Below are 25,246 nucleotides of genomic sequence, written 5' to 3' on the forward strand. Positions count from 1 at the left end.
TGAATTCGATTCCTCCAAGATATATTATTCAGAATCTTCCTGCAATCATTAAAAAACATAATATCCATTAAATATGAACCCCGTAGGGACAGGTCGCGACCTGTCCTTTTTTGTAAAAACATTAAGGAAAAATTAAAGCTTTCAAAAGCATAAAAGACGATTATAAAAATTGATTTTCTATAATAACAGAAAATCAATTTTTGTAATCGATGTAAACTCTAAGGACAGTGGGCGGTTTTAACGAAGGTCCCTCACCTGCGGAAGGGCAGGTTTCGGGATGACATCGATTTAAAGTTCAAATTGATTTTTTAAAAACGTCATGTACCTCCCCATCTCAACGTATTTAAATGCCATGCACCTGTCATCCCGAACGTTTAAGAAATTATGAAAAATTAAGATTGAAACGTCTAGAAATTTAGATACGCTTCCTTAATGTTAAAAAAAGATGTTATTCTTGAATTGGACAGGTCGCGACCTGTCCCTACGAGGATAAAAAAAGAAAATTATAAATCAAAAAGATGTTTTTCAGCATGATAAGAAGAACGAACCAATGGTCCGCTTTCCACATATTTGAAACCCATTTCTAATCCAATAGCTTTATACTTATCAAATTGCTCTGGAGTAATCCAGTCAATTACAGGATGGTGTGTACGTGAAGGTTGCAAATATTGGCCCAAAGTAAGAATATGAACACCCACTGCTAAAAGATCTGCCATGGCCTCTAAAACATCCTCCTCGGTCTCGCCAAGTCCGAGCATAATGCCAGATTTTGTCCTTAACCCAGCCTCATTAATTCGGCGTAAACATTCTAAACTACGATCATATTTTGCTTGAATACGAACTTCTTTAGTCAGGCGACGAACGGTTTCCAAATTATGAGAAACCACTTCAGGACGGGTTTCGAGTACACGATCTAAATTATCCCAAATACCTCTAAAATCTGGCAGAAGGGTTTCTAGCGTGGTTCCAGGGCTTTCCTTACGGATAGTATTTATTGTTTCAGCCCAAATGGTAGAGCCCCCATCTTTCAAATCATCACGATCTACAGAGGTGATCACACAGTGTTTAACCTGCATTAATTTAACCGAATTAGCCACGCGGTTAGGCTCATCTGTATCAACCGCCAAGGGCCTTCCTGTAGCAACTGCACAAAAAGAACAAGAACGTGTACAAATATTTCCCAAAATCATAAAAGTTGCTGTGCCGGCTCCCCAACATTCGCCCATATTCGGACAATTACCACTTTCACAAATGGTATGAAGTTTATGAGTATCTACTAAGCTGCGAACATGCGCATACTCTTTTCCGACAGGAAGCTTCACGCGAAGCCAATTTGGCTTGCGTTGCATTTGATTAACTGGGATAACCGGTAATTCGATCATAAAGCAAAAGTAAAGAATTTTAGGAAGATTTAATCGTCAAATACATAGTTCCTTAATTTTGACAATTGAGTGTTATTCTTGGAGATAATATTTAAAAGGATTGCCCCACACTCATATATTTATTTATTTTTGATTAACAAATTTTAAGAATCCCCATGGCAACAATAGAAACAATATACCTAGGCGAGCTAAGAACAGAGGCAAAACATATTTTATCGGGTGATAAAGTAGTTACAGATGCCCCTTTAGACAATCAAGGCAAAGGTGAAGCATTCTCACCTACAGATTTAATGTCGGCATCATTAGGGAGTTGCATGTTTACCATTATGGGAATTGCTGCTAGAGAACATGGATTTAATATTGATGGAACTACCTGCTCCATCACAAAAATTATGGCTGCCGATCCAAGAAGAGTGAGTGAAATTCAGATTAATTTCAATTTCCCAGTGATTAATTACAGCGACAAACAAAAATTAATCCTTGAAAAAGCAGCTATTAATTGTCCCGTAGCCAAAAGTTTACACCCCGACCTTATTCAAAAGGTCAGCTTTAATTTCAAAGACTAAAAAAAAAATAGGATTTAAGATATCTGTTCCGCCAAATCTTCAGCTGAAATCTCACCATGTGAAGTTTCATAGATGCATTCTCCATTTTTAATCAGAAGCATTTGTGGAGATTCGTGGTGTACATTGAACTGTTCGGCGATTTTATTAGAAATATCTCTAAAACTAATCAGATCAAGAAAGTAGACTGGAGTGCCTTCAGGAATTGAATCCCACTCCTGTTCAAACCTTTTTTTAGCCATCATACTCACAGAACAACGCGTACTATGCTTAAAAATTACGCTATATCCTTCAGAATTGGCGATGTGCGATAATTGTTCAAGTTTGTCTAATGCTAACCAGGTCATGTTTTAAATAATAATTGTGGTGCAAAAATATTGATAAAAGGAGAATATCCGGTCAGATGACCGTAAAATTGATTTACTATAAAAGCAAAACAGATTAACGTCTAGACTTTGGATAAGTGCCATAGGCTGGGCATAGCTTTGAGGAACAAGCCTGCAAAACTGTAGTCGCTATAAATAAGCACATTAGCCCGATGATTAATTTTCTCATATTGTAATATTTCAAAGGTCATGAATTAAATTCAATAATCAAATTTATTTTATTTAACGCAAAGAAGACTGTATTTCGGCCATCAAAATAGCTGTTATGGCCGCTTCTTCCCCCTTATTTCCATGTTTGCCACCAGCACGATCCATTGCTTGTTGCAAATTATCTGTGGTTAATACGCCAAAAACGACTGGTTTATTGTGTTTAATCGAAACATTTGACACACCATTTGCTACCGCATCACAAATAAAGGTAAAATGAGGTGTTTCTCCTTGAATAACACAACCTAGACAGATAACAGCATCCATTTTTTTATTGGATAGCAAAATATCTGCACCAGATGTAAGCTCATAACTTCCAGGAACCTTAATTGTTTGGATATCGTCTTCTTGAGCCCCATGCTTTAAAAGCGCTAAATAGGCACCTTCGTATAATGCACCAGTAACTTGGGCATTCCACTGGGAAACAATGATTCCGAATTTATAGCCTTTCGCTGAAGGAACATCAATGTGAGAAAAATCAGAAAGACTCTTTATGTTAGTAGCCATGGCTCAAAATAATAAATGGCCATTAACGGAATATCCGGTAATGGCCATTTGAGAATGTATAATTATTGCTGTGCTTCAGCACGAGCAATGTAAGAATCAATGGTTGCAGCTTCAGCGCTTTCAGAAAAATCAGTTCTGATTTTGTTATAAGCCTCTGCAGCTGATTTGAAATCTTTTTGCTCTTCGTAAACTAAGCCTAGTTTTTTAAGGAACATCGGACTAGTTAAAGTATTCGGACTTTTATCAGCCGCTTTCTTGTAAAAAGTAATCGCTTTTGAGTAATCCTTAAGCTCGCTGTAGGCATCGCCAAGCATTCCTAATACAAGAGGATCAATTACAGGACTACCAGTGCTACTATATTTTCCTAAAGCATCAACTGCCTTTTGAAACTCGCCTTTTTGCAAGTATAAACCGCCAAGGTATGCATTAGCAAGGTTTGCAGATTTCGTATTTGAATACTCATCAACAATCTTTTCCAAACCTGGATAAGATCCGTCGCCAGCAATAGCCTTATCCTTTAGAGAATCAATTGCCAAATATTCTTCTGCCTTATAAATTTCGTTGGCTGCCTTCTCTGCTCTTGGAGCTAAATAGAAATTTTGGTATCCAACGTATAAAAGTACTAAACCAATAATGGCAGCAGCAATTACAGCAAGGCTCTTTGCATTTTCTTGAACAAATTTGCCTGTTTTTCCAAACTGATCCTCAGCTTGTGGAATGTTATCTTTTTGATCTTTAGACATTGGTATTTTAAAAATTGTGAAATTCGCAATAAAATAATCCCGCAAAAATACATTTTTCAGTCTAAGTTTCAACTTTTAAATGAATAGAATCATTTATTTAAATAAGAAATGCCTCTACGAAGGCTAGAATGATTTTATTAGCATAAAATCTAAATCTTTTTTATTGGCCCAAAAAATCCAAGAATTGCAAAATTAAGAAAGCAAAAGAGTAAATTTGCTGTTTAGCGTTCTGTATAAGCATCCCTATGTGGCTCCAAAAATTATCAGTAATAAATTTCAAGAATTATTCTGAAGCTGAATTAAGCTTTTCGGATAGTGTAAATGCCTTTACAGGAAATAATGGCGCCGGAAAAACCAATATTCTAGACGCCATACATTACCTCTCTCTATGCAAAAGTTTTTTCAATCCTATTGATAGTCAGCAGATTAAACAAGGTGAAGATCTCTTCATGATTCAAGGTACTTTTCAAAAAGATGAAAAGGAGGAAGTGATTTATTGTGGATTAAAGCGCAATCAGAAAAAGAAATTTAAGCGTAATAAAAAAGAGTATCAGCGTCTCGCAGATCATATTGGTATTTTTCCTTTGGTGATGATTTCTCCCAATGATATTAGCCTGATTATTGAAGGTAGTGAAGAGCGCCGAAAATTTATTGACAATGTCATATCTCAAACAGATGGTCAATACCTCGACGAGTTGATTAGCTATAACAAGAGTCTCATGAACAGAAATGCACTACTTAGGCAGATAGCAATTTCTGGGAAATATGATCCTTCATTGATGGAAATCTATGATGAGCAGCTGATTAATTCAGGGAACAAAATTTTTGAGAAGCGGAAATCGTTTATGATTGAGTTTCGCGAGATTTTCAATAAACACTACCAATACCTCAGCGAAGATGCCGAACAGGTAGAATTGGTTTATGATTCACCACTTTTAACAAGCAGCTTTTCTGACATTTTACGTAAAAATATAGAGCGCGACCGGATTCTGGAGCGTACTTCAAGTGGTATTCATAAGGATGAATTGAGTTTTACCATCCATGGGATGGTTCTTAAAAAATTTGGTTCACAAGGGCAACAGAAATCGTTTTTAATTGCCCTCAAGCTCGCCCAATATACCTTTCTTCACAAACTAAAAGGCTTTGAGCCACTTCTGCTTTTGGATGATATTTTTGACAAATTAGATGATGCAAGGACTACCAAGTTAATGAAAATGGTATCCGACAAGGATTTTGGGCAAATTTTTATTACCGATACGAGTAGAAAACGGATAGAAGCTATTTTTAGCACTCTGAATGTACCGGTAAATATTGTGGACATCGAAAAGGGAGCAATTGTTGCATAATTTTATAATTTAAAGCCAGCAATAAACTATGAGCCGCACAAACGACAGATCATTAAAAGACGCCATTGAGCAAATGCTTCAGGTTTATAAGCTGCGTAGAAAAGTGGATGAAACCGCTCTGATCGTTGCTTGGCCAGAAATGATGGGAAAGGCAGTTGCCAATCGTACAAAAGACATTTTTATTCGCGATCGAAAATTATTTATCCGTTTGGAGTCGGCAGTAATTAAAAATGATTTGATGATGATGCGCTCAGATATCATCGAAAAAATGAATGAACGTGCCGGAGCGAGTATTATTGATGAGATAATATTTCTTTAATTTATCGTTTACGCTCGTTATAATTCTTTACTAGAAGATAGTATAAAACCGTCATGAAAAAGGCAATTGAGAATGCCTTGAGCGCAAATAAATAATCCAAATTGGTATCCCAACCACCCAAATACGAAACTGTACCCGGGACAATCAGCATCACCAAAAAAAAGATAAGGTAGCGGGTTTGGAAAATTTTCATTTTTTGATTTTAATAATCGCCCTGAAGGTTTTTAATATCCCTCAGGGCGAAATATAATTTTATTAGAAACGCTCAAATGCGGTGAAGAAAAAGCTTCCTTCAATCTGTGCATTTTCGTCAGAATCAGATCCGTGAATTGCATTCGCATCAATAGATTTTGCGTATTTATTACGGATTGTTCCAGGCTCTGCCTTTGATGGATCAGTCGCGCCAATTAAATTACGGAAATCTTCAACAGCATTATCTTTTTCAAGAATTGCCGCTACAATCGGTCCCGAAGACATAAAATCAACTAAATCCTTGTAAAAAGGGCGTTCGCTATGAACCGCATAAAACTGTCCTGCGATATCCTTACTTAAGCGAGTGTACTTTAAAGCAATCACTTTAAATCCGCCTTTAATAATATCATCCAAAATAGCTCCGGTGTGGCCATTGGCTACAGCATCGGGCTTAATCATTGTAAAAGTTCTGTTCGTTGCCATCTTATTATTTGAAAATTGGTGCAAAAGTACAGCTAATTAATCAAAGGCTAAAGGATTTTAAAAAATCAGACCAACAAAATCAGTAATTTTAATAGCTTTGCATTCCTTTTGATCTCACATGTTGGAAATAAGCCATTTAAAAGAATTTTTAGATACACCTAAACGCATTGTTATCACTACGCATCCCAAGCCGGATGGTGATGCAATGGGCTCATCTTTGGGTTTATACAACTATTTGATCCAGAAAGGACATCAAACTCAGGTAATTACTCCTACCGACTATCCAAATTTCTTGCATTGGATGCCCAATAATTCGGAAGTGATTGTATTCACTGAAGAAGTGGAAAAGTCGAAAAGCCTTGTTGCGCAAGCGGATATCATTTTCTGTTTAGATTTTAATTCGCTATCCAGAATTTATGAGATGGGCGATTTGGTACGTGAATCCAATGCTAAGAAAGTGCTTATTGATCATCATTTAGAGCCTGAAGGTTTTGAAGATTTTCGATTATGGAACACCGGTGCTTGCGCCACTGCACATTTAGTCTATGAGTTTATTGTGGATGTTATGGGCGATCGCGAGCTTTTAAATAAAGATATTGCCTCTTGCTTGTACACCGGAATCATGACTGATACAGGATCTTTCCGTTTTAGATCTACAACAGAGCGTGTGCATCAAATTGTGGCCGATTTAATTGCTGCAGGAGCAGACAACACGCTCATTCATCAATTGGTGTATGATGATTTCTCGCTTAGCCGACTACGCTTCTTAGGCCATTGCCTATTGAATAAACTGGAAGTCTTGCCCGAGTATAATACCGCCATCATTGTAATTACCAAGGAAGAGTTAGAGCAATTTGATGTAAATACAGGTGATACCGAAGGGATTGTAAACTATGCGCTTTCCATCAGTGGAATACGTTTAGCAGCCTTAATTATTGAACGTCAGGATGTTGTAAAACTATCTCTACGCTCAACGGGTGATTTTCCTGCAAATGAGATCTGCAAAAAATATTTTAGTGGTGGGGGTCATAAAAATGCATCGGGAGGAATATCAAATGAAAAAATTGATGCGGTAAGGGAAAAGTTTAATGTAATTTTGCCGGAATATAAATCTCTTTTAGTAAAATAGCAGATTGAATATAATGAATTTTAACGTAAATAACAAATAAATAACACACGAATAAACCCAAAAAGAGGAAAATAAGCTTTAAAAGAGCGAATTAACTCATTAAAAACAAATGTATATCTCAAGATGAAAAAATTAGTAATCGTATTAGGGCTTGCAGTTACGGGATTAACCGCCTGCAACAATTTCGAAAAAGGTGAAGGGGACATGTTGTACAAAGTCCACACCGACAAAGCTGGTGAAACCATTCAAGAAGGTGACTTCATCGCTTTCAAAGCGATTGAAAAAACCGAGGGTGATTCTGTATTGTATAGTTCATATGATTATGATCGTCCTTCTTTAATGATTAAAGAAAAATCTGTGTTCAAAGGTGATCTTTTTGCTGCTCTTGGACTTTTAAGTGAAGGTGATAGTGCAACATTCAAAATCAACATCGATTCAATGGTTCAGAAAATGGGTCGCCCGATGCCATCAGATACAACTAAAAAATACTTAGTTTATACCATTAAAATCGATAAAGTTATTCCAAAAGGTAAATTAAACGATAGCCTTTTCCGTGGAAAGATTGATGAGTATTTAAAGGCAGAAATGGATTTAGCTAAATCTAGCGAGGCTAAAAAAGTAAAAGCTTATGTTGCTTCAAAGAGCTTAAAGCCAACAGTTAGTGCTTCAGGTTTAAATTATGTAATCTCTAATCAGGGTAGTGGTGCAAAAGCTAATGTTGGAGATACAGTTATGGTAAATTATACAGGAATGTTCTTGAGCGGTAAGGTATTTGATACTAGCTTAGCTGAGGTTGCTAAAAAGGCCGGTACATTCAATCCACAGCGTCCTTATGAGCCTCTTAAACTTCCTGCTGGAATGAATAGCTCAATCCCGGGATTTGAAGAAGGATTATTGTTATTATCAAAAGGTGCTAAAGCAACTTTAATTATCCCTTCAAACTTAGCTTATGGAGAGCAAGGAAATCAAGGTATTCCTCCATTCACTCCGCTAATTTTTGAATTGGAAATGGTAAATATCATCCCAGCTAAAGCAGCATTAGCTCCTCCACCTCCACCAGTACCTGCAAAGAAATAGTTTATTCAATAAACACACATAAAAAAACCTTTCAGGATATCCTGAAAGGTTTTTTTTTATGAAATTAGAATTAAGAATCTGAATTATAATCTAGAGGCGCTAGCCATTACATCTTTGTAATATTGCTCATAAATGGGAACAATAAGGCTCAATTCGAACTCTTTAGCACGATTTAGCGCCCCTTCTTTAAAAGTAGCTAGTTTTTTATCATCCTCCAAGATAAATATAGAATGAGCCGCCATCGACTCAATATCTCCTACTTTATCCATAAATCCGGTGACGCCATTGATATTCAACTCTGGCAACCCGCCGGCATCAGAAGTAATTACAGGCACCTTACAAGCCATCGCCTCCAAAGCTGCTAAACCAAAGCTCTCTGATTCTGAAGGCATTATAAATAAATCGGCAACAGATAGAATTTCTTCTACCGCATCTTGCTTTCCTAAAAAGCGAACATTATCGCAAATTTCAAGGTCACGACAAAGTTGTTCACAATAAACACGCTCAGGTCCATCGCCTACCATCAACAGTTTTGAAGGAATAACTTTTTGAATTTTTTCGAAAATATGTACTACATCTTGCGTTCTCTTTACTTTTCTAAAGTTGGAGGTATGAACAATCACACGTTCATTATTGGGTGCAATTGCCAATTTAAAATGATCTTTAGCTTTTAGGTTAAAACGCTCTAAATCAATAAAATTGGGAATAACTTTAATATCTTTATTAACCTCAAAATGCTTGTAGGTATCTTCTTTTAGATTTTCTGATACGGCGGTAACACCATCCGACTGATTAATAGAAAAAGTTACAACCGGTTTATATGTTGGATCTTTCCCTACGAGAGTAATATCGGTGCCATGCAGGGTAGTAACTACTGGAATATGAATTCCGAATGTTGCCAAAATTTGCTTGGCCATAAATGCAGCAGAAGCATGCGGAATGGCATAGTGAACATGTAATAAATCCAGTTTCTCAAAGCGTACCACATCAACTAGCTTACTCGCCAAAGCAAGTTCATAAGGTGGATAATCGAACAATGGATAATTAGATACCGAAACCTCATGATAATAAAGGTTTTCGGAAAAGAAGTCGAGTCGCGCAGGTTGCCTGTAAGTAATAAAATGCACTTGGTGACCATTATCAGCGAGGGCCTTCCCTAATTCGGTGGCAACCACCCCACTACCTCCAAAGGTAGGATAACAAACAATTCCAATTTTCATAGTGGGTTTATCCAAAGTACAAAGTTAGTAAAAATGCATTGAATAGCGGTAAAACAAGAATACCCGCTTTAAAGGCAGGTATTCAATAAATTTAATTCTACTGTGCCTGAAGGGCAACATGCAAAAATCAGGTCGAAAATTGTTCCAAAATTTGAATGACTATTCTACTTTATCAGATTTTGAAGCAATGGCCTGATTACCAATAGCTTCATAAATTACATCTTGAATTCGGCTGCGAATATTGAGATCTAATAATTTTGTACTTACCCCTGGGTTAACTCGATTAGACAAGAAAATATAAACTAATTTATACTTCGGATCTACCCATACACAAGTTCCTGTATAACCTGTATGTCCAAAAGTTTGAGGTGATGCCAATTTAGAAGGATATCCTTTGCTACTTTCTGGATCCCAGCGATCAAAACCTAGTCCCCTACGGCTCACATCCGATTGTTTAGCTGTAAACATGTCAACAGTGGCCGCTTTAAAATATTCCGTTCCACCATAAGTGCCTTTGTTTAAAAGCATTTGATATAAAATAGCTAAATCATTGGAGCTAGAGAAGAGTCCCGCATGTCCCGAAACACCCCCTACCATAGCTGCGCCCTGATCGTGAACATAACCCTCTAACAAGGTTTTACGGAAAACTTGATCATCTTCTGTGGGAATAATTTCTTGCTTAGAGAAACGTAACCTCGGATTAAAGCCGGCTCTTGTCATTCCCAAAGGCTTATAAAATTGTTCCATCACATAATTTTCAATAGGCTTGCCTGATTGGCGTTCCACCATTTCTTTCATAAAATACATGCTAAGGTCGCTGTAAACATATTTTCCGCGATTAGCTAGGCCTGAATTAAGCATTTGCGGCCACATCACCTCGGCAAAATAGGACTTCCTCATGTAAAAATTATCGGCTGCCTTTGTTGGAAACGCTGCTGTTGAATCGCGGCTGTAATCCGTTTCAAGCATGTTTTTATAGAAAGGGATGAATGGTACGAAGCCCGCTTGATGAAGCATTACCTCACGGACAGAAATGTCCTTTTTATTGGTATTTCGAGCCCTTGGAATATAGGCGCCAATTGCAGTATCCAACTTTAGTCTTTCTTGCTCAAAAAGGCGCATCACGGCCATGGTTGTGGCTGATGTTTTGGTCACGCTGGCAAGATCATAAATATCATTAATCCTAGTAGGTGTTTTATCTGTATAAGTTCTAGTGCCAAAAGCTTTGTTATAAATTACTTTTCCATCCAAAACCACCATGACTACCGCGCCCGGAGCAGCCTTTGCTTGAATAGCTTCAGCAGCAATTTCATCAATTCGCTTTAATGCAGCACTATTGATGCCCAATTCCTCTGGGATAGTATATTTTAACCTGCTTGCTAGGGTTTCAAAGCCAGAACCGGACTTGAATTTGGCTGAGATATTTTTCTCCAATTTTGAGATAGCTCCTATACCCCCAAAAATTAGCTGAGCTGATAAATTAGATGAAAGTGCTGATTTTTTCTCTGTCCAAACAATGGGTGCATTTAAATCATTCAATAATTTTAAGCTCTGCACATCGCCAGAAAGGCTTACAATTAATTGTTTGTTCTCTTGTAAATCTAATAGCAAGGGCAGAGTACGTGGATCATTCAGCGACTGGTCGGTAATCTGAACAATTACTGTATTGAAAAATTTGAGGTCGTCATTTAGTTCATCGAAAGTAGTTGGATTAAACTTATAATTCAAGGATTCGAAAGGACGAATTGCGCTATATTTAGTAGAAATACTATCAAAATCTGAAGCAAAAGCAGAGCCAATATTTACACTTGCAATATTTAAATCCTGCAGATTCTTTAGAGGAATAATTCCCTTCTCATTATTTAGTAAAACACTAGATTTCTCTATATTTTTTTCCTCCCTCACTAAGGCTTTGTTTTGAAGATGTTCAACTGTTTGTGCACAAGCAGAAACAGATAAAGAAACTAGCAGACAAAAAGCAGGCAGAGTATAAGTAACTCTGAATAAATTACTTAGCATAAACTTTTTCACCATTTAAAAATGTTTTTAAAACTTTTGTTTTGAATAAATTAGCTGCATCAGCCTTCATTAGATCTTGATCTAGGATTATGAAATCTGCAAACTTTCCAGCTTCTAAGCTACCCTTTTCTTTTTCTTCAAAATTTCCTTTTGCCGCCCAGATGGTCATCCCGCGAATAGCCTCTTCACGGCTCAAAGCATTTTCCATTTGAAAACCATTTTGAGGATAGTCTTTCTGATCTTTTCGCACCACTGCGGCATAAAAAGTAAACATGGGGTTAATATCCTCCACCGGAAAATCAGTCCCTAATACCAACCAACCATTTTGATCTAGCAATTGCTTAAAAGCATAAGCGCCCTTAATACGCTCAGAACCTAGTCTGTCGGCAGCCCAATACATATCAGAAGTAGCATGAGTGCTTTGAACGGAAGGAATCACACTATTATTACCGAAGAGCTTAAAATCTTTTTGGTTAACTACCTGAGCATGCTCTATACGCCAACGAGCATCGTTTTTGCCCTTTAATACTCTGCCATAAATAGATAAAATTTCACGATTTGCTGAGTCGCCAATAGCATGTGTATTCATTTGGAAGCCTTTTTCAGCGATTTTCTTGGCCACCTCCTCAAAATGAGTCTTTGCACTCAATAAAAAGCCGGAAGTTCCTGGTTTATCTGAATATGGCTCTAAAAGACTAGCGCCACGTGATCCCAATGCACCATCCATATAAACTTTAAATGATCTTATGTTTAGTCGGTCGGTTTTAACAGCTCCATTTTTAAAAAGATAGTCATAATTAGCCGGATTGTCTGAAAGCATACCGTAAATACGCATTTTAAGCTGATTGTCTTTTTGCAGCTCCGAAATTATGGGAATAAGTTCGTGACTAATACCGCAATCTGTTACGGTTGTAAGTCCCACAGCAAAACAATTTTTCTGTGCATCCAACAGTGATTCGCCAATTTGTTTAGTCGTTGGTGCTGGAATTTTAGCGTTTACAAGGCTTTCGGCATTATCGATTAATATTCCTGTTAATTTACCTTGAACAGTTTCAATTTCGCCACCCTCAATTTTCTGATTAGGCTTTATCCCAGCTAGGTCGAGAGCAAATTTATTAGCAATGGCTGCATGACCATCCACGCGTGATAAAATTACTGGTCTATCTGGGAAAATCTCACTAAGCTTCTGATTATCAGGAAATTCTTTGTTCGGCCAGTCGTTCTGATCCCATCCTCTACCAATAATCCAGCCTTCAGGATTTTCAATGCTAAAGTCTTTTAATTTGTCGAGAATTTCTTCCCAACTATTTGTCCCAACCAAATTTGCATTTTGCAAACCAGCCCCATAGCCATAAAAATGAGCATGCCCATCAATAAAACCTGGGAATATCGCATTACCTTCCGCATCGAGCGTTTCACCTTGATATTTACTCAAAATATCTTTTGATGTTCCTACTTCTAGGATTTTGCCATCTTTTACCGCGAAAGCCTCTGCAACAGTAAATTGACTATCAACGGTATAGACTTTCCCATTGTGAACAATTAGGTCGACGGATTTTTGTGAGCTACAGGAAAATAAAAAGATAGTGCTTAGCACCCAAAGTATATTCTTTGCCATTGTATTTAAAATGATTGATGATTTAATGGTAAATATAAATCATGTACTGCGAATTTTGGCTTTAAATTGAAATAATTCAATCTTTAAGGCTATTGTATGAGAAAAAGATGAAATTTGATTAGGATTATCCACATTATACACGCTTAAGCCTAAAAGACCTTATCTTTGTATGTTGAAAGCCGAGGATTAAAAAAAATCATTTTTACAAGTCGTTTTCAAAAAAATTAGAATGTAACAGAGTGCACCAAGGTGTATCCAAGAAATAAAGGAATATTTTGTCTGATATCATACAACTTTTACCCGATTCGGTTGCCAATCAAATTGCTGCAGGCGAGGTGGTTCAGAGGCCTGCATCGGCGCTGAAGGAGCTTATTGAAAATGCGATTGATTCGGGCGCCGATAAGGTTCAAATACTTATTAAGGATGCCGGCAAATCACTCATTCAAGTGATTGATAATGGCTGTGGGATGAGTATGACTGATGCACGTATGTGCTTTGAGCGTCATGCCACCTCTAAAATTCGTAAGGCCGAAGATCTTTTTGCTATTCGCACCATGGGCTTTCGAGGTGAAGCGATGGCTTCTATTGCTGCTATTGCACAGGTGGAATTAAAAACTAGGCGTCATGAGGATGAGTTAGGGACCTGTATCCGCATCGAAGGCTCAGAAATTATAAGTCAGGAGCCTGTTTCAACCATGCCCGGGACCAGCATCAGTGTCAAAAATTTATTTTACAATACTCCGGCGCGACGTAATTTCTTGAAAGGGAATCCGGTTGAAATACGCCATATTAATGATGAATTTCAGCGTGTTGCCCTAGCTAATCCAGAAATATTTTTCACTCTTCATCACGATGGAAACGAGGTTTTCCATTTACCCAAAGGCAGCCTTAAGCAACGAATTATCCATCTTTTTGGCAATGCATACAACCAAAAATTAGTCCCGGTTGAAGAAACAACATCCATTATCGAGCTCAAAGGCTATATCGGTAAGCCAGAATTTGCTAAGAAAACAAGAGGCGAGCAGTTCTTTTTCGTCAATAATCGTTTTATTAAAGACCCCTACTTAAATCATGCCGTTTTAAATGCTTTTGAGGAGGTTCTTAGTACCGACAGTTATCCACTTTACGTGCTTTTCATCGACATCGACCCTGCTAAGATTGATATCAATGTACATCCCACAAAAACGGAGATAAAATATCAAGATGAAAAAGCAATTTATGCTATCATCCGCTCAGCGGTAAAACGCTCTCTAGGGCGTTATAATATAAGTCCCACGCTCGATTTCAATCAAGAAACCGGCTTTAGCCAAATGATTAGCCACAAAGCTCCCGAAGATATTGTGCCTCCAGCCATTTCATTTAATCCAGACTTTAACCCCTTTTCTAATGAGAGAAAAGAGCGTGAAATCCCGTTTTTAAGAAATAATCAGGAAGAAAGAAAAACCATCAGTAAAAATTGGGGCTCATTATATGAAATTGTTGATCCTGAGGCACATCAAAGCGGATTAGAACTCGATACTAATCGTCAGGTAGAAATTGAAAATAAGGTTTTAAAAGGTGTTGGAAAGCAAATATTTCAGCTACACAATCGTTTTATAATTTCGCAGATTAAGTCGGGATTTATGCTCATCGACCAGCAAGCGGCACATGAGCGTATTTTGTTTGAACGATTCCTCCAGCACCTTGAAAGCAGACAAGGAGCAAGTCAGCAGAGTTTATTCCCACAAACAGTTACTCTCAATTCTGTTGATTTTGAGCTAGTTAAAGAGCTTTTAAACGATATTCAATCTTTAGGTTTTCAAATTCGTGAGTTTGGGAAAAACACCTTAATTATTGAAGGAGTGCCAGCAGATATTGGGACAAACATCAACGAATTAGAGATATTAGAGCATCTATTAGAGGGGTTTAAGAATAATCAAAGTGCTCTAAAACTAAATAAACGTGAGAGTTTGGCGCGCGCGCTAGCACGGAATACAGCTATCAAATCCGGACAGCAGTTAAGTCCCGAAGAAATGAATGCCCTCATCGACGAGTTATTTGCATGCGAAATGCCAAATATTTCACTTAGTGGAAAGCCGGTAATCAGTACCTTTACTTTAGAAGAATTATTACAAAGATTTGAAAAATAAGACCAGCGAATTTTAATATGATGCCATTTGCCAATACGCCAACAGTAGTTAAAAATCTGCTTATCATCAACATCATTTTTTATGTTGCAACGATGATGTTTGGCGGACCAATGATGACGCAAGTGTTAGGCGTGCATTATTTTGATGCTCCCAACTTTAAAATTTGGCAGGTGATTACCTATATGTTCATGCATGATTATTCATCGCTGTTTCATATTCTCTTCAATATGTTTGCCTTATACACATTTGGCTCATCTTTAGAATACATTATGGGATCGAAGCGTTTCTTAAACTTTTACTTGATTACGGGTTTAGGAGCATTGGGATTACAACTATTGGTGCAAAGTATTGAGGTATATAATATTACGGGAAATGCTATAAATAATGGCTCATTCATTATTGATTCGTTTAAGCGTAGTATTTCGTTTAACCCACAATTAATCAGTCAAGAGCAAGCATCCACCCTCCTTGGCATTTATACCACCCCGATGGTAGGTGCTTCAGGCGCGATCTTTGGCCTATTAATTGCCTTTGGAATGTTGTTTCCGAATGCGGAATTGTTCATCATATTCATTCCAGTGCCCGTAAAGGCAAAATATATTATTCCTGTTTATGTGGTACTTGAATTATTTTTGGGTGTAAAACAATTTTCGGGCGATTCTGTTGCTCACTTTGCACATCTAGGAGGTGCATTATTTGGCTTTATTTTAATTAAAATGTGGCATTTTAAACGCCGCGACAATTTTTATGAATAGATCAATATTCAGTGAACTTTATAACAAGGCATTCCGTTCTGGGAACCCGCTATTCCTTTTTATTGGGATAAATATTGTCGTTTTTATAGCTATAAACATTTTTTCTCTAGGCGAATTCCTTTCCGGAGGCCAAGGATTCGGATCAAAATGGATTTTAAAACATCTGTCGGTTCCAGCATTTTATGGTGAATTACCTTATAAATTTTGGACCTTGTTGACTTATATGTTTGTCCAGAAGGATTTCTTCCACATCCTCTTTAACATGCTCTGGTTGTATTGGATGGGCCAAATTTTCATGGATTTTCTAAATAAAAAGCAATTTATATTTACCTATTTATCTGGAGGGATTTCGGGTGCACTTCTATATCTATTGGCTTATAATCTCATTCCAGTATTTGTAAGCAATGCATCAAATTCAATCCTCTTAGGATCCTCAGCAAGTGTAATGGCTATTGTTGTGGCTACTGCGACATTGGTCCCAGATTATACCATACGCCTCATGCTATTTGGGAATGTGAAACTAAAATATTTGGCGCTAGCTTATTTCTTTTTGGATATTATCTCAATGAGTGGGGCTAATCCAGGAGGAAGCATCGCCCATATTGGTGGTGCAATCATGGGATTTGTTTTCATCAAACAACTTCAAAACGGGAATGATTTAAGTAGATTATTTGAAAAAAAGTCTAAATTGAAAGTGGTTAAAAACACCAATACTAAAGATGCAAAAAATGATTTTACTGATCAGGCTGCAATCGACAGCATTTTAGATAAAATATCAAAATCGGGTTACGAAAGCCTCAGCAAAGCAGAAAAAGAACAATTATTCAAAGCAAGTAAAAAATAATGAACCGCCGAAAGAGCAAAAAATCGGGAATACACCTCTTCAGTAAATTCGTTCTAAGCATGAATTTAATTGCTGTAGCTGCCCTACTTTTAAGCTATTTGGCATCCTACATTAATCCGGAAAAATTTTGGGTAATTTCCTTTTTCGGTTTGGCCTATCCAGCACTTTTAATAATTAATATATTATTCATCATTTATTGGCTCTTCCGATTACCAAAATTTGCACTTATTTCTGGCATAAGCATCATACTAGGATGGGGTGTGGTACAAAATCACATTGGATTTAGAGAAAGTACAGCCATCATGGTTCCTAAATCATCTGAGAGCTTTTTAAGAGTAATTAGCTATAATGTGCACAATTTCAAGCAATTCGGCGACAAAAACGATAAATTTACCAAAGAACAAATCCTCGATATCATCCGGAATGAACAACCCGACGTAATCTGTTTTCAGGAATTTTTTAGCCGTAAAAGGGGTGAGTATAATTTCCGGAAAGAGATTTTACAAATACTCGAGACCGAGCATTATTATTTTAAACCATCCGTAGATAATGGTTATGAGGCAATAGGAATGGCCATTTTTTCTAAATTCCCAATCCTCGACCAAGGCAATATTCAGTTTGAAAAAAACATGAATTGGAATGAAGCAATTTATGCAGACATTAAAAAAGGTGATCAAAAGTTTAGAGTATATAATGTTCATTTACAGTCTATTAGTTTCAAAAAAGAAGATTATAGCTATTTAAAGAAAGTAACGAGTGAAATAGAAACCAGTGTAGAATCTCCCAGAAAAATTGGCGGCAGATTAAAAAGAGCTTTCATCAAACGGGGTAATCAAGCACAGATTCTAAAAGAACATGCAGATAAAAGTCCGATACCCTATATTATTGCCGGCGATTTTAACGATACACCCATCTCCTACACAGTTAAAACCATCTCCAAGGGGATGAACAATAGTTTTAGAGAAATGGGCAGTGGTTTCGGAATCACCTATAATGGAGCATTTCCAAACTTCCAGATAGATTATATTTTCTGCTCACCCGACTTTAAGGTCAAGAATTACTTAATTATAAAAAAGAAATTATCAGACCATTACCCTGTACGTAGCGACCTCGAATTAAAATAAAAGCAAGCATTATCCCCGAAAAATCGATTTTCAATTTTAAATTTGCATTATGGATAGTAATCTAGTCATTTATAATACCCTTTCGAGAACCAAAGAGAAATTCGAACCACTACATCCGCCAATGGTTGGATTATATGTTTGCGGACCCACAGTTTACAGTGATGTGCACTTAGGTAATTGCCGAACTTTTGTCTCGTTCGACTTAATTTATCGCTATCTATTACATTTAGGATACAAGGTTCGATACGTGCGTAACATTACCGATGCTGGTCATTTAGAGGGTGATATGGATGAGGGCGATGATAAATTCGCTAAAAAAGCAAGACTTGAGCAGCTTGAGCCCATGGAAATCGTTCAGAAATATACCCTAGGTTTTCATGATGTTATGCGACTTTTCAATGCGCTTCCTCCTGGGATTGAGCCTACTGCAACAGGCCATGTTATTGAGCAAATTGAGATGGTTAAGCAAATCCTTGAAAATGGTTATGCCTATGAAGTAAATGGCACCGTATATTTTGACGTAGAAAAATATTGCAAAGAATTTAACTATACCATACTCACTAACAGAAACTTAGAAGATTTATTAGAAAATACGAGAGAGTTGGGTGGGCAAAATGAGAAAAAAGGCAGATTAGATTTTGCACTTTGGATTAAAGCCAAGCCTGAACATATTATGCAGTGGCCTTCCCCTTGGGGACTTGGTTTCCCGGGCTGGCATATCGAATGCTCTGCCATGAGTAGTAAATACTTAGGTGAAAACTTTGATATCCATGGAGGCGGGATGGACCTTGCAGCGACTCATCATACTAATGAAATTGCTCAATCACAGGCCTGTAATCACGTTACACCAGCAAAATACTGGATGCATACCAATATGTTAACAGTTAATGGCACCAGAATGTCGAAGTCGAAGGGGAATGGTTTTTTACCATATCAACTATTTAGTGGCAACCATGAACTTTTATCGCGCGGCTTCTCACCCATGTCGGTTAGATTTTTTATGCTTCAAGCACATTATAGAAGCACATTAGATTTCTCAAACGAAGCGTTAGAAGCATCCGATAAAGGTTTTAAACGACTAATGAATGCTTATTCTTTACTAGAGAAATTAAGTCCTTCACAAGAATCGAAAAACGATTTAAAAAGTCTTTCCGACAGATGCTATGCGGCCATGAACGACGATTTTAACAGTCCCGTACTCATTGCCGAACTCTTCGAAGCTGTGCACCTAATTAATAGTATTTATGATGGTAAAAGCCCTGCAACACGAAAAGATATCGACGATTTAAAGAAATTGATGAACGATTTTGTTTTTGATGTTCTAGGATTAAAAGAAGAAGGAAGTCAGACAGATGATACTGCTAAACTTTTAGATTTTATCATTGGATTACGCACAGAGGCTAAAGAAAATAAAGATTATGCTACTTCCGACAAGATTAGAATTGGTTTAAATTCTTTGGGGATTCAATTGAAAGATAATAAAGAGGGTACCACCTGGAATAAAATCTAAATCCGAAAAATTATCCGAAAATTGATATCATTATATGAAACGATATTTTTCTCTTTTATTTCTGCTTTTAGTCCTTTCGAAGAATAATTTCGGGCAACAGAGCAATGGAAGAGTAAATTCTTTGATTGCAGCAGAAAATTATTTTGCTGCCTACGTAAAAGATAAGGGGATCAGAGATGCGTTTTTAAAGGTTTCGGATGAAAACACCCTGCTTTATAAACCAAATCCGGTGAAAGCTGAAGCATTTTTTGATAAAAAGTCGAGCAATGACCATGGAAAGCTAGATTGGAGCCCTTCAATTGCTAAAATTTCTAAAAGTGGCGACTGGGGATTTACAAGCGGTTCTTATAGGTATAGCACTAATATTAACACTCCATCCGTTCATGGCCAATATCTATCTGTTTGGCGAACAAATGTCAAAGGGGTATGGAAATTAGCGCTGCGCTCAGAAATGATTCATCCTGAGCCCTCAAACGAGCCTAATTTAAGCTTTGTTGATCCTAAGAACTTTCGATTTTTCAGACAAATTGCTGAAGGACGATTAAAACAAAGAGAAGAGCTAATTTTAACTAGCGATAAACTTTTTTCAAAAACTTTATTAGATAATCAGCGATTAGCATACGATACTTTTTTTGCTGAAGAAGGCCGCCTTTTATTTCCAGGTTATGAACCTATAATTGGGAAAACAAAAGTTAATAATTTCTTAAGCAGACAGCAAATACGCGTCGAAACAATTCCTTCAGTGGCTAATAGGGCATTGGGAAGTGATTTGGCATATACCTATGGAAAGGCCCTAATTACTAGAGATGGAATCACCAAAATGTTTTATTACACGAGGATTTGGGAATCTCAAGAAGGCTTTACATGGAATATCCTTTTAGAAATTTATAGACCTGCGGAAGAGTAATTGGCAAGGTTTTAGCTATTATTTCATGGTAGATTAAACACTGAAGGGCATCAATTTGCTTTTGTCAGGTTTAAAATGCTGAGTTTTTTTCCTCTCATTTTATAAATCTAAAGCCATGATCACTACTCCCAAACACTACAAAAACCTCCTTGAGGCTGTAAATAGCTTACAAAAAAGAGGTTTTATCTATAATTTCAATTATCAGGATTCTAGCCTTCAATGTGGTGAAATTAATGAAAAACTAGTCGCCGGAGATTTGGTAATTGCGGAGTACTACCGCTTTGAGGGCATGAGCGACCCAGAAGACAATTCCGTTATTTACGCCATAGAAAGTAATCAAGGGCACAAAGGGATTATTATTGATGCCTATGGAGCATATTCAGACGAAAATATTACCGAGTTTTTAAAGAATGTTAAAATCAAGGATTAAAGCAAATTAGCTATAATCTTTTCGGTACTAATGCCTTCAGCTTCAGCCTTATAATTACGAACTATACGATGTCTGAGGATAGATTCTGCAACCGCTTGAACATCTTCCTTATCGGGAGAGTATTTACCTGAAATTGCAGCATGGCATTTTGCGCCTAGAACCAAAAATTGGGAAGCTCGAGGGCCTGCACCCCAACTCAAGAATTTATTTACCTCATCACTTGCGGTAGCTGTACCAGGGCGAGTCTTAGCGGCAATAGATACTGCGTACTCCAACACATTATCAGCAATCGGAATATTTCTTACCAATTGCTGAAAAAAGCTAATTTCATCAGCATTTAATATTTTATTGAGCTCTACCTTTCGATTAGCTGTAGTATTTCTTACCACTTGCAATTCTTCCTCAAAAGAAGGATAAGTAAGAAAAACATTAAACATAAAACGATCGAGCTGTGCTTCAGGTAAGGGGTAAGTCCCCTCCTGCTCAATAGGATTTTGAGTGGCAAGTACAAAAAAAGGCTGTGGCAAACGATGGGTTTGCCCTCCAACAGTAACCACCTTCTCCTGCATAGCCTCTAAAAGTGCGGCTTGTGTTTTTGGTGGAGTTCTATTGATTTCGTCAGCAAGAATAATATTGGAAAAAATAGGGCCTGGAATAAACTTAAAACTGCGATTTTCACCTAAAATTTCAGAGCCTAAAATATCTGAAGGCATTAGATCAGGAGTAAATTGTATCCGATTATAGCTCAAATCCAGAACCTGTGCTACAGTTTGCACAAGCAAAGTTTTTGCTAGTCCCGGCACCCCTACCAGCAAGCAATGGCCATTACTAAAGATCGAGATCAGAACCGATTTGATTACCTCATCCTGTCCGATGATTACCTGCGCTATTTCATCCCTTACCTTTTGATAGGATAGGTGCAATGCATCTAAGGCTTCAACATCAGAACTAAAACCTTTCATTATTGATCTTTTGCGGTTGTCCAGCCTGCCAACTCAGGGCAAACTTGGAATTCTCCATCAATTTTTATGTAAGTAATCCTTCTACGTTTTTCGAACCATTCACTAATCGTGCGGTTATTTTTATCTTCAAATGCTACGTCTTTAATTTTTGGGAAATCTTGTTCTAGACTGGCTTGATGGGGACCAGTTTTCGATTTAAGCATTAAAATACGATAACCAGTTTTACCATCAGGGCTGGTAAAAATCGTTGGCTTAGAGATATTTCCCACCGCCATTGTGTCGATGGTTAAAAAAATCTGCGGATCCAATTTATCAGTAGGAATATAAGTTGTACGAGTTTGTACATTCTCGGCATTTAACATCATCCCTCCATTGTACTTCGTTTCTTTATTATCTGAGTAGAAACTTGCAGTAGCACCAAAGTCCATTTTTTTATCTACCAGAAGTGTGTAAACACTATCAATATGAGCTTTTGAACGTTCTAAACTTGCTACTGTAGGCGTAGTAGTTATTAAAATATGTCGCACATTCACCTGCTCCCCAAGACGTTCAATTACCTGTAATACGTGAAAACCAAATTCAGTTTCAATTACTTGAGAAAGCTCTCCGGGCTTCATTTTGAAAGCGGTAGCTGCAAACTCTTTAACCAAACTACCTCTATCCATAAAACCTAGCTCACCACCCTCACGTGCTGAACCTGGATCTTGTGAATATAAACTCGCTAAGGTTGCAAAATCTTCACCGCCCTTAATTCTCAACCTCAAAACTTCAGCCTTATCACGGAATACTTCTTTTTCTTCCTTATTAAGCTTAGGATAGCTAACAATTTCAGCGATTTCAACCTCTGTATTAAAAAATGGTAGGCTATCTTTCGGAATCGCATCAAAATATCGCTTTACCTCAAGTGGTGTTACGGCTACGTTTTCAGTAATCTTGGCCTGCATCTTTTGAGCGACTAACATTTCTTTGATATCAGGTCTAATCTCATCCTTATACTGCAAGAGTGATCGTCCCAAGAATGACTCCAAGCGCTCTTGACCACCTGCTCTACCTGTCATGGAACGTAAACGACGCTCAATTTCACCATCAACCTGATCCTCGTCAACTGAAACAGAGTCAATAATAGCTTGCTGCCCTAAAATCTTTTGAGATAATAAACTTTGCAAAATATCACACTTCACAGCTGGATTTGCTGGATTCCCCTGTGCCAAATACTGTGAATATTGCATTTCAATTTCAGATTGCAGAATGATTGAACTTCCTACAACTGCAGCAACTTTATCAAGGGATTTAGATTTTGTTTGCGCATTTACTTGGACAAGCGTAATAAATAATAGTCCGGTAATTATCCCTAAGGTCTTTCTCATTTCTTGTATTTCTCGTGTTCTGGGCTTGTAAAACCCGCAAAATTTTAGTATATTCCCTCTAAAAAACATAAGCCCCTTGAAGAGCTTATTCAATAATCGAATGTTGCAAAATTATCAGATATAATTCATAATTCCATTATTTAAATAAATAGCTTCTCTTTTTAAGGTAAAAACAGCCCAATTAAATCATATTGAGCAAAAAAGCTGTAATAAAATGTTTAATAAGATATCTAAATCAAAATATGATTTTATACTGCTAAGTTAAGCTTTTACTAAAGAAGCTGAGCTCATTTAACTAAATTTAACAGATGCTTTCTTAAGTTTGCATAAACAATAAATAAAAATAAAGTCATTCATGTCAAGTCTGCATTCAAACGAATTTAATACACTGAGTCTTTTATTAACGGAGGACATTTACGTTCTAGATAAAATGGCTGTAAATCAGGTACATAAATTGGAGGAAACTGTAAAAGTGCCTATAACTGAACAGACCATTCAAATTGAAAAACAAACACCAACTGCAATTCCTGCTTTGGATACCCCTCAAGCATCGGCAGCAATACCTGAAATAAAAAAATCGCTAGAATTTACCTATATCGGTGAAAACAATAAATATTTTTTGATTTTAATCGATGATTCCACATACAAAGAGATAAACCCAATTCACAAAGAAACACTACTCAAAATAATGACTGCAAAGGGCTTAGTTTTAAGAGATTTGGCAGTTTTAAATCTGAATCTCTTTCCAAATGCAAATGTAAATGAGCTAAAAGAGTTTTTCAGCTGCAGTAAATTGGTCCTTTTTGGTATTAATCCGCAACGAATTTCCCTACCAAGCATAAGCTCCAATAAAGTTGAGAATCACCTTAATATTAAGCTATTCAGCACTTACAGCATCGACGAAATGATAAATGATGTGAATAAGAAAAAAGAGTTTTGGGCAATCATGAAGGATTTTTAAGATGGAATTAGTTTTTGCGAGTAATAACCAGCATAAGGTTGAGGAAGTACAGGCGATTATCGGCTCAAAAATTAAGCTTAAGAGCCTAAATGACATTGAATGCCATGATGAGATTCCTGAAACAGGAAATACTTTCGTGGAAAATGCCGGACAGAAAAGTCGTTTTGTATTTGATCGTTATGATTTAGATTGCTTTGCTGATGATTCGGGACTAGAAATTGATGCCCTAAATGGTGAACCGGGAGTCCATTCGGCACATTATTCAGGTAGTCGTGATTTTCAGGAAAATATCAGTCTAGTTTTAAAACGTTTAGAAGGGAAAACAGATCGTAAAGCGCGATTCAAAACCGTTATATCTCTAATAATTGCCGGCAAAGAGCACCTTTTTGAAGGAATTATCGAAGGAAGAATCAGTTCACAACAATCAGGAAAGAAAGGCTTCGGCTACGATCCAATATTCATCCCGGAAGGCTATGAAATAAGTTTCGCCGAAATGAGTGCCGAAGAAAAGAATAAAATCAGCCATCGCGCTAAAGCCATGGAAAAACTGATTCAATTCCTTAATTCACAGCTTTCTTAAGTTCCGCTTTTACTCCCGACTCCAGTATCGGATTTGCCGGATCCTTAGGTTTTACTGGTTCTGTTTTGGGAAGAGCAGTCTTCCCAGGAATAGTTTTTACTGGAGCGGATTTAGCGGGCACAGTTTTCTTTTCAGATTTATTTTTGGCAGGCTTAGCTTTTTCTTCCACTAGCTGAGGGATAATTTCTTCCTTTGACTTTGGTCGGTCGCGGGGTTTCCAAATAAACCCTTTTAATACCCGATCCTCCTCTTGCAGATCGTTCATAGGCGTAATGGATGCATCAATAGCCCGAATAGCGCTAATATTACTTAGTTTATTGTCCTTTAACATAATACGTAAACGACTGCTAATCATATGGTTAAGTCCGCTATAAACCGTATCATCCTTCAAATAATAAATACTCTCAGCATTGCCATCAACAAACATATTATTCAGTTTATTATCCTGAAAATAACCCGTAATCACCTTACCCTTTATTTGATTAA

General features: G+C 37.2%; 25 protein-coding genes and 1 pseudogene. 14 read left to right on the forward strand and 12 right to left on the reverse strand.

Going from position 1 to position 25,246, the window contains the following annotated elements; all coding sequences use genetic code 11:
- Positions 1-503 precede the first annotated feature (503 nt).
- The gene (gene lipA / locus ACIQ0D_RS03585) at positions 504-1,382 is read right to left on the reverse strand and encodes a lipoyl synthase (protein WP_395803170.1); all 879 of its coding nucleotides are present in this window, start codon (positions 1,380-1,382) and stop codon (positions 504-506) included.
- Positions 1,383-1,537: 155 nt separating this feature from the next.
- Between lipA and ACIQ0D_RS03590 the strand changes: the two genes are divergently transcribed.
- Entirely contained in the window at positions 1,538-1,948 is a 411-nt protein-coding gene (locus tag ACIQ0D_RS03590) for an OsmC family protein (protein ID WP_395803172.1), read from the forward strand.
- 14 nt (positions 1,949-1,962) lie between these two features.
- Here ACIQ0D_RS03590 and ytxJ read toward each other — a convergent pair whose 3' ends face one another.
- From ytxJ to ACIQ0D_RS03605, 3 genes are all read right to left on the reverse strand, one after another.
- Positions 1,963-2,292, reverse strand: a complete 330-nt coding sequence (ytxJ, locus tag ACIQ0D_RS03595) for a bacillithiol system redox-active protein YtxJ (RefSeq protein ID WP_395803174.1) — start codon at positions 2,290-2,292, stop codon at positions 1,963-1,965.
- A 261-nt stretch (positions 2,293-2,553) separates the two neighbouring features.
- On the reverse strand, positions 2,554-3,045 hold the full coding sequence (ribH, locus tag ACIQ0D_RS03600; protein ID WP_395803176.1) for a 6,7-dimethyl-8-ribityllumazine synthase: 492 nt from the start codon (positions 3,043-3,045) through the stop codon (positions 2,554-2,556).
- Positions 3,046-3,107: 62 nt separating this feature from the next.
- Positions 3,108-3,788: a tetratricopeptide repeat protein gene (locus ACIQ0D_RS03605; protein WP_395803178.1), complete on the reverse strand. Its 681-nt coding sequence runs from the start codon at positions 3,786-3,788 to the stop codon at positions 3,108-3,110.
- Between the two features lie 245 nt (positions 3,789-4,033).
- Between ACIQ0D_RS03605 and recF the strand changes: the two genes are divergently transcribed.
- The gene (recF, locus tag ACIQ0D_RS03610) at positions 4,034-5,134 is read left to right on the forward strand and encodes a DNA replication/repair protein RecF (protein WP_395803180.1); all 1,101 of its coding nucleotides are present in this window, start codon (positions 4,034-4,036) and stop codon (positions 5,132-5,134) included.
- Between the two features lie 28 nt (positions 5,135-5,162).
- Positions 5,163-5,453 carry a DUF721 domain-containing protein gene (locus tag ACIQ0D_RS03615; RefSeq protein ID WP_291400879.1) on the forward strand — a complete coding sequence of 97 codons (291 nt, stop codon included), beginning with the start codon at positions 5,163-5,165 and terminating at the stop codon, positions 5,451-5,453.
- Position 5,454: 1 nt separating this feature from the next.
- On the opposite strand, the gene ACIQ0D_RS03620 is transcribed toward ACIQ0D_RS03615, so the two are convergent.
- Positions 5,455-5,646, reverse strand: coding sequence for a hypothetical protein (locus ACIQ0D_RS03620; RefSeq protein ID WP_395803182.1), 192 nt, complete (start codon positions 5,644-5,646; stop codon positions 5,455-5,457).
- Between the two features lie 62 nt (positions 5,647-5,708).
- Positions 5,709-6,128 carry a nucleoside-diphosphate kinase gene (locus tag ACIQ0D_RS03625; RefSeq protein WP_395803184.1) on the reverse strand — a complete coding sequence of 140 codons (420 nt, stop codon included), beginning with the start codon at positions 6,126-6,128 and terminating at the stop codon, positions 5,709-5,711.
- A gap of 118 nt (positions 6,129-6,246) precedes the next feature.
- Here ACIQ0D_RS03625 and ACIQ0D_RS03630 point away from each other — a divergent pair, with 118 nt between their 5' ends.
- The gene (locus ACIQ0D_RS03630) at positions 6,247-7,257 is read left to right on the forward strand and encodes a bifunctional oligoribonuclease/PAP phosphatase NrnA (protein WP_395803186.1); all 1,011 of its coding nucleotides are present in this window, start codon (positions 6,247-6,249) and stop codon (positions 7,255-7,257) included.
- A 123-nt stretch (positions 7,258-7,380) separates the two neighbouring features.
- Positions 7,381-8,334 (forward strand): FKBP-type peptidyl-prolyl cis-trans isomerase, encoded by a 954-nt coding sequence (locus ACIQ0D_RS03635; RefSeq protein ID WP_395803188.1) that lies wholly within the window; start codon positions 7,381-7,383, stop codon positions 8,332-8,334.
- 83 nt (positions 8,335-8,417) lie between these two features.
- Here the strand turns inward: ACIQ0D_RS03635 and bshA are convergent, their stop codons facing one another.
- The 3 genes from bshA to ACIQ0D_RS03650 all read right to left on the reverse strand — a co-directional run bounded on the left by bshA (position 8,418) and on the right by ACIQ0D_RS03650 (position 13,191).
- A complete protein-coding gene (gene bshA / locus ACIQ0D_RS03640) occupies positions 8,418-9,554 on the reverse strand; it encodes an N-acetyl-alpha-D-glucosaminyl L-malate synthase BshA (RefSeq protein WP_395803190.1) in 1,137 nt (378 codons plus the stop codon).
- Between the two features lie 159 nt (positions 9,555-9,713).
- A complete protein-coding gene (locus ACIQ0D_RS03645; protein WP_395803192.1) occupies positions 9,714-11,588 on the reverse strand; it encodes a serine hydrolase domain-containing protein in 1,875 nt (624 codons plus the stop codon).
- On the reverse strand, positions 11,563-13,191 hold the full coding sequence (locus ACIQ0D_RS03650; RefSeq protein ID WP_395803194.1) for an amidohydrolase: 1,629 nt from the start codon (positions 13,189-13,191) through the stop codon (positions 11,563-11,565). Before ACIQ0D_RS03650 ends, ACIQ0D_RS03645 begins: the two co-directional genes overlap by 26 nt.
- 275 nt (positions 13,192-13,466) lie before the next feature.
- On the opposite strand from ACIQ0D_RS03650, the gene mutL reads away from it, so the two are divergent.
- The 7 genes from mutL (at position 13,467) to ACIQ0D_RS03685 (ending at position 20,890) form a co-directional block, all read left to right on the forward strand.
- Positions 13,467-15,320 carry a DNA mismatch repair endonuclease MutL gene (gene mutL / locus ACIQ0D_RS03655; RefSeq protein ID WP_395803196.1) on the forward strand — a complete coding sequence of 618 codons (1,854 nt, stop codon included), beginning with the start codon at positions 13,467-13,469 and terminating at the stop codon, positions 15,318-15,320.
- 17 nt (positions 15,321-15,337) lie between these two features.
- A complete protein-coding gene (locus tag ACIQ0D_RS03660) occupies positions 15,338-16,075 on the forward strand; it encodes a rhomboid family intramembrane serine protease (RefSeq protein WP_395803198.1) in 738 nt (245 codons plus the stop codon).
- Positions 16,068-16,919 (forward strand): rhomboid family intramembrane serine protease, encoded by an 852-nt coding sequence (locus tag ACIQ0D_RS03665; RefSeq protein WP_395803200.1) that lies wholly within the window; start codon positions 16,068-16,070, stop codon positions 16,917-16,919. Before ACIQ0D_RS03660 ends, ACIQ0D_RS03665 begins: the two co-directional genes overlap by 8 nt.
- A 59-nt stretch (positions 16,920-16,978) precedes the next feature.
- Positions 16,979-18,043 carry an endonuclease/exonuclease/phosphatase family protein gene (locus ACIQ0D_RS03670; protein ID WP_395803202.1) on the forward strand — a complete coding sequence of 355 codons (1,065 nt, stop codon included), beginning with the start codon at positions 16,979-16,981 and terminating at the stop codon, positions 18,041-18,043.
- Positions 18,044-18,092: 49 nt separating this feature from the next.
- Positions 18,093-19,553 (forward strand): cysteine--tRNA ligase, encoded by a 1,461-nt coding sequence (gene cysS / locus ACIQ0D_RS03675; RefSeq protein WP_395803204.1) that lies wholly within the window; start codon positions 18,093-18,095, stop codon positions 19,551-19,553.
- A gap of 34 nt (positions 19,554-19,587) precedes the next feature.
- A complete protein-coding gene (locus ACIQ0D_RS03680) occupies positions 19,588-20,460 on the forward strand; it encodes a hypothetical protein (protein ID WP_395803205.1) in 873 nt (290 codons plus the stop codon).
- A gap of 115 nt (positions 20,461-20,575) precedes the next feature.
- A complete protein-coding gene (locus tag ACIQ0D_RS03685) occupies positions 20,576-20,890 on the forward strand; it encodes a phosphoribosylpyrophosphate synthetase (RefSeq protein ID WP_395803207.1) in 315 nt (104 codons plus the stop codon).
- On the opposite strand, the gene ACIQ0D_RS03690 is transcribed toward ACIQ0D_RS03685, so the two are convergent.
- Together ACIQ0D_RS03690 and ACIQ0D_RS03695 are read right to left on the reverse strand one after the other, a co-directional pair.
- Entirely contained in the window at positions 20,887-21,852 is a 966-nt protein-coding gene (locus ACIQ0D_RS03690; protein WP_395803208.1) for an AAA family ATPase, read from the reverse strand. The genes ACIQ0D_RS03685 and ACIQ0D_RS03690 overlap by 4 nt on opposite strands.
- Complete coding sequence (locus ACIQ0D_RS03695; RefSeq protein ID WP_395803210.1) at positions 21,852-23,219, reverse strand: peptidylprolyl isomerase; 1,368 nt, start codon at positions 23,217-23,219, stop codon at positions 21,852-21,854. The genes ACIQ0D_RS03690 and ACIQ0D_RS03695 overlap by 1 nt, the downstream gene beginning before the upstream one ends.
- Positions 23,220-23,574: 355 nt before the next feature.
- On the opposite strand from ACIQ0D_RS03695, the gene ACIQ0D_RS03700 reads away from it, so the two are divergent.
- Complete coding sequence (locus ACIQ0D_RS03700; RefSeq protein WP_395803212.1) at positions 23,575-24,180, forward strand: hypothetical protein; 606 nt, start codon at positions 23,575-23,577, stop codon at positions 24,178-24,180.
- A gap of 1 nt (position 24,181) precedes the next feature.
- Positions 24,182-24,760, forward strand: a complete 579-nt coding sequence (locus ACIQ0D_RS03705; RefSeq protein ID WP_395803214.1) for a non-canonical purine NTP diphosphatase — start codon at positions 24,182-24,184, stop codon at positions 24,758-24,760.
- Here the strand turns inward: ACIQ0D_RS03705 and ACIQ0D_RS03710 are convergent.
- Positions 24,741-25,246: pseudogene (locus ACIQ0D_RS03710) on the reverse strand (hypothetical protein); the annotation flags it as partial. The gene ACIQ0D_RS03705 and the pseudogene ACIQ0D_RS03710 overlap by 20 nt on opposite strands.

Origin of the sequence: Daejeonella sp. (assembly GCF_044342615.1) — a bacterium.
Lineage (GTDB): Bacteria > Bacteroidota > Bacteroidia > Sphingobacteriales > Sphingobacteriaceae > Daejeonella.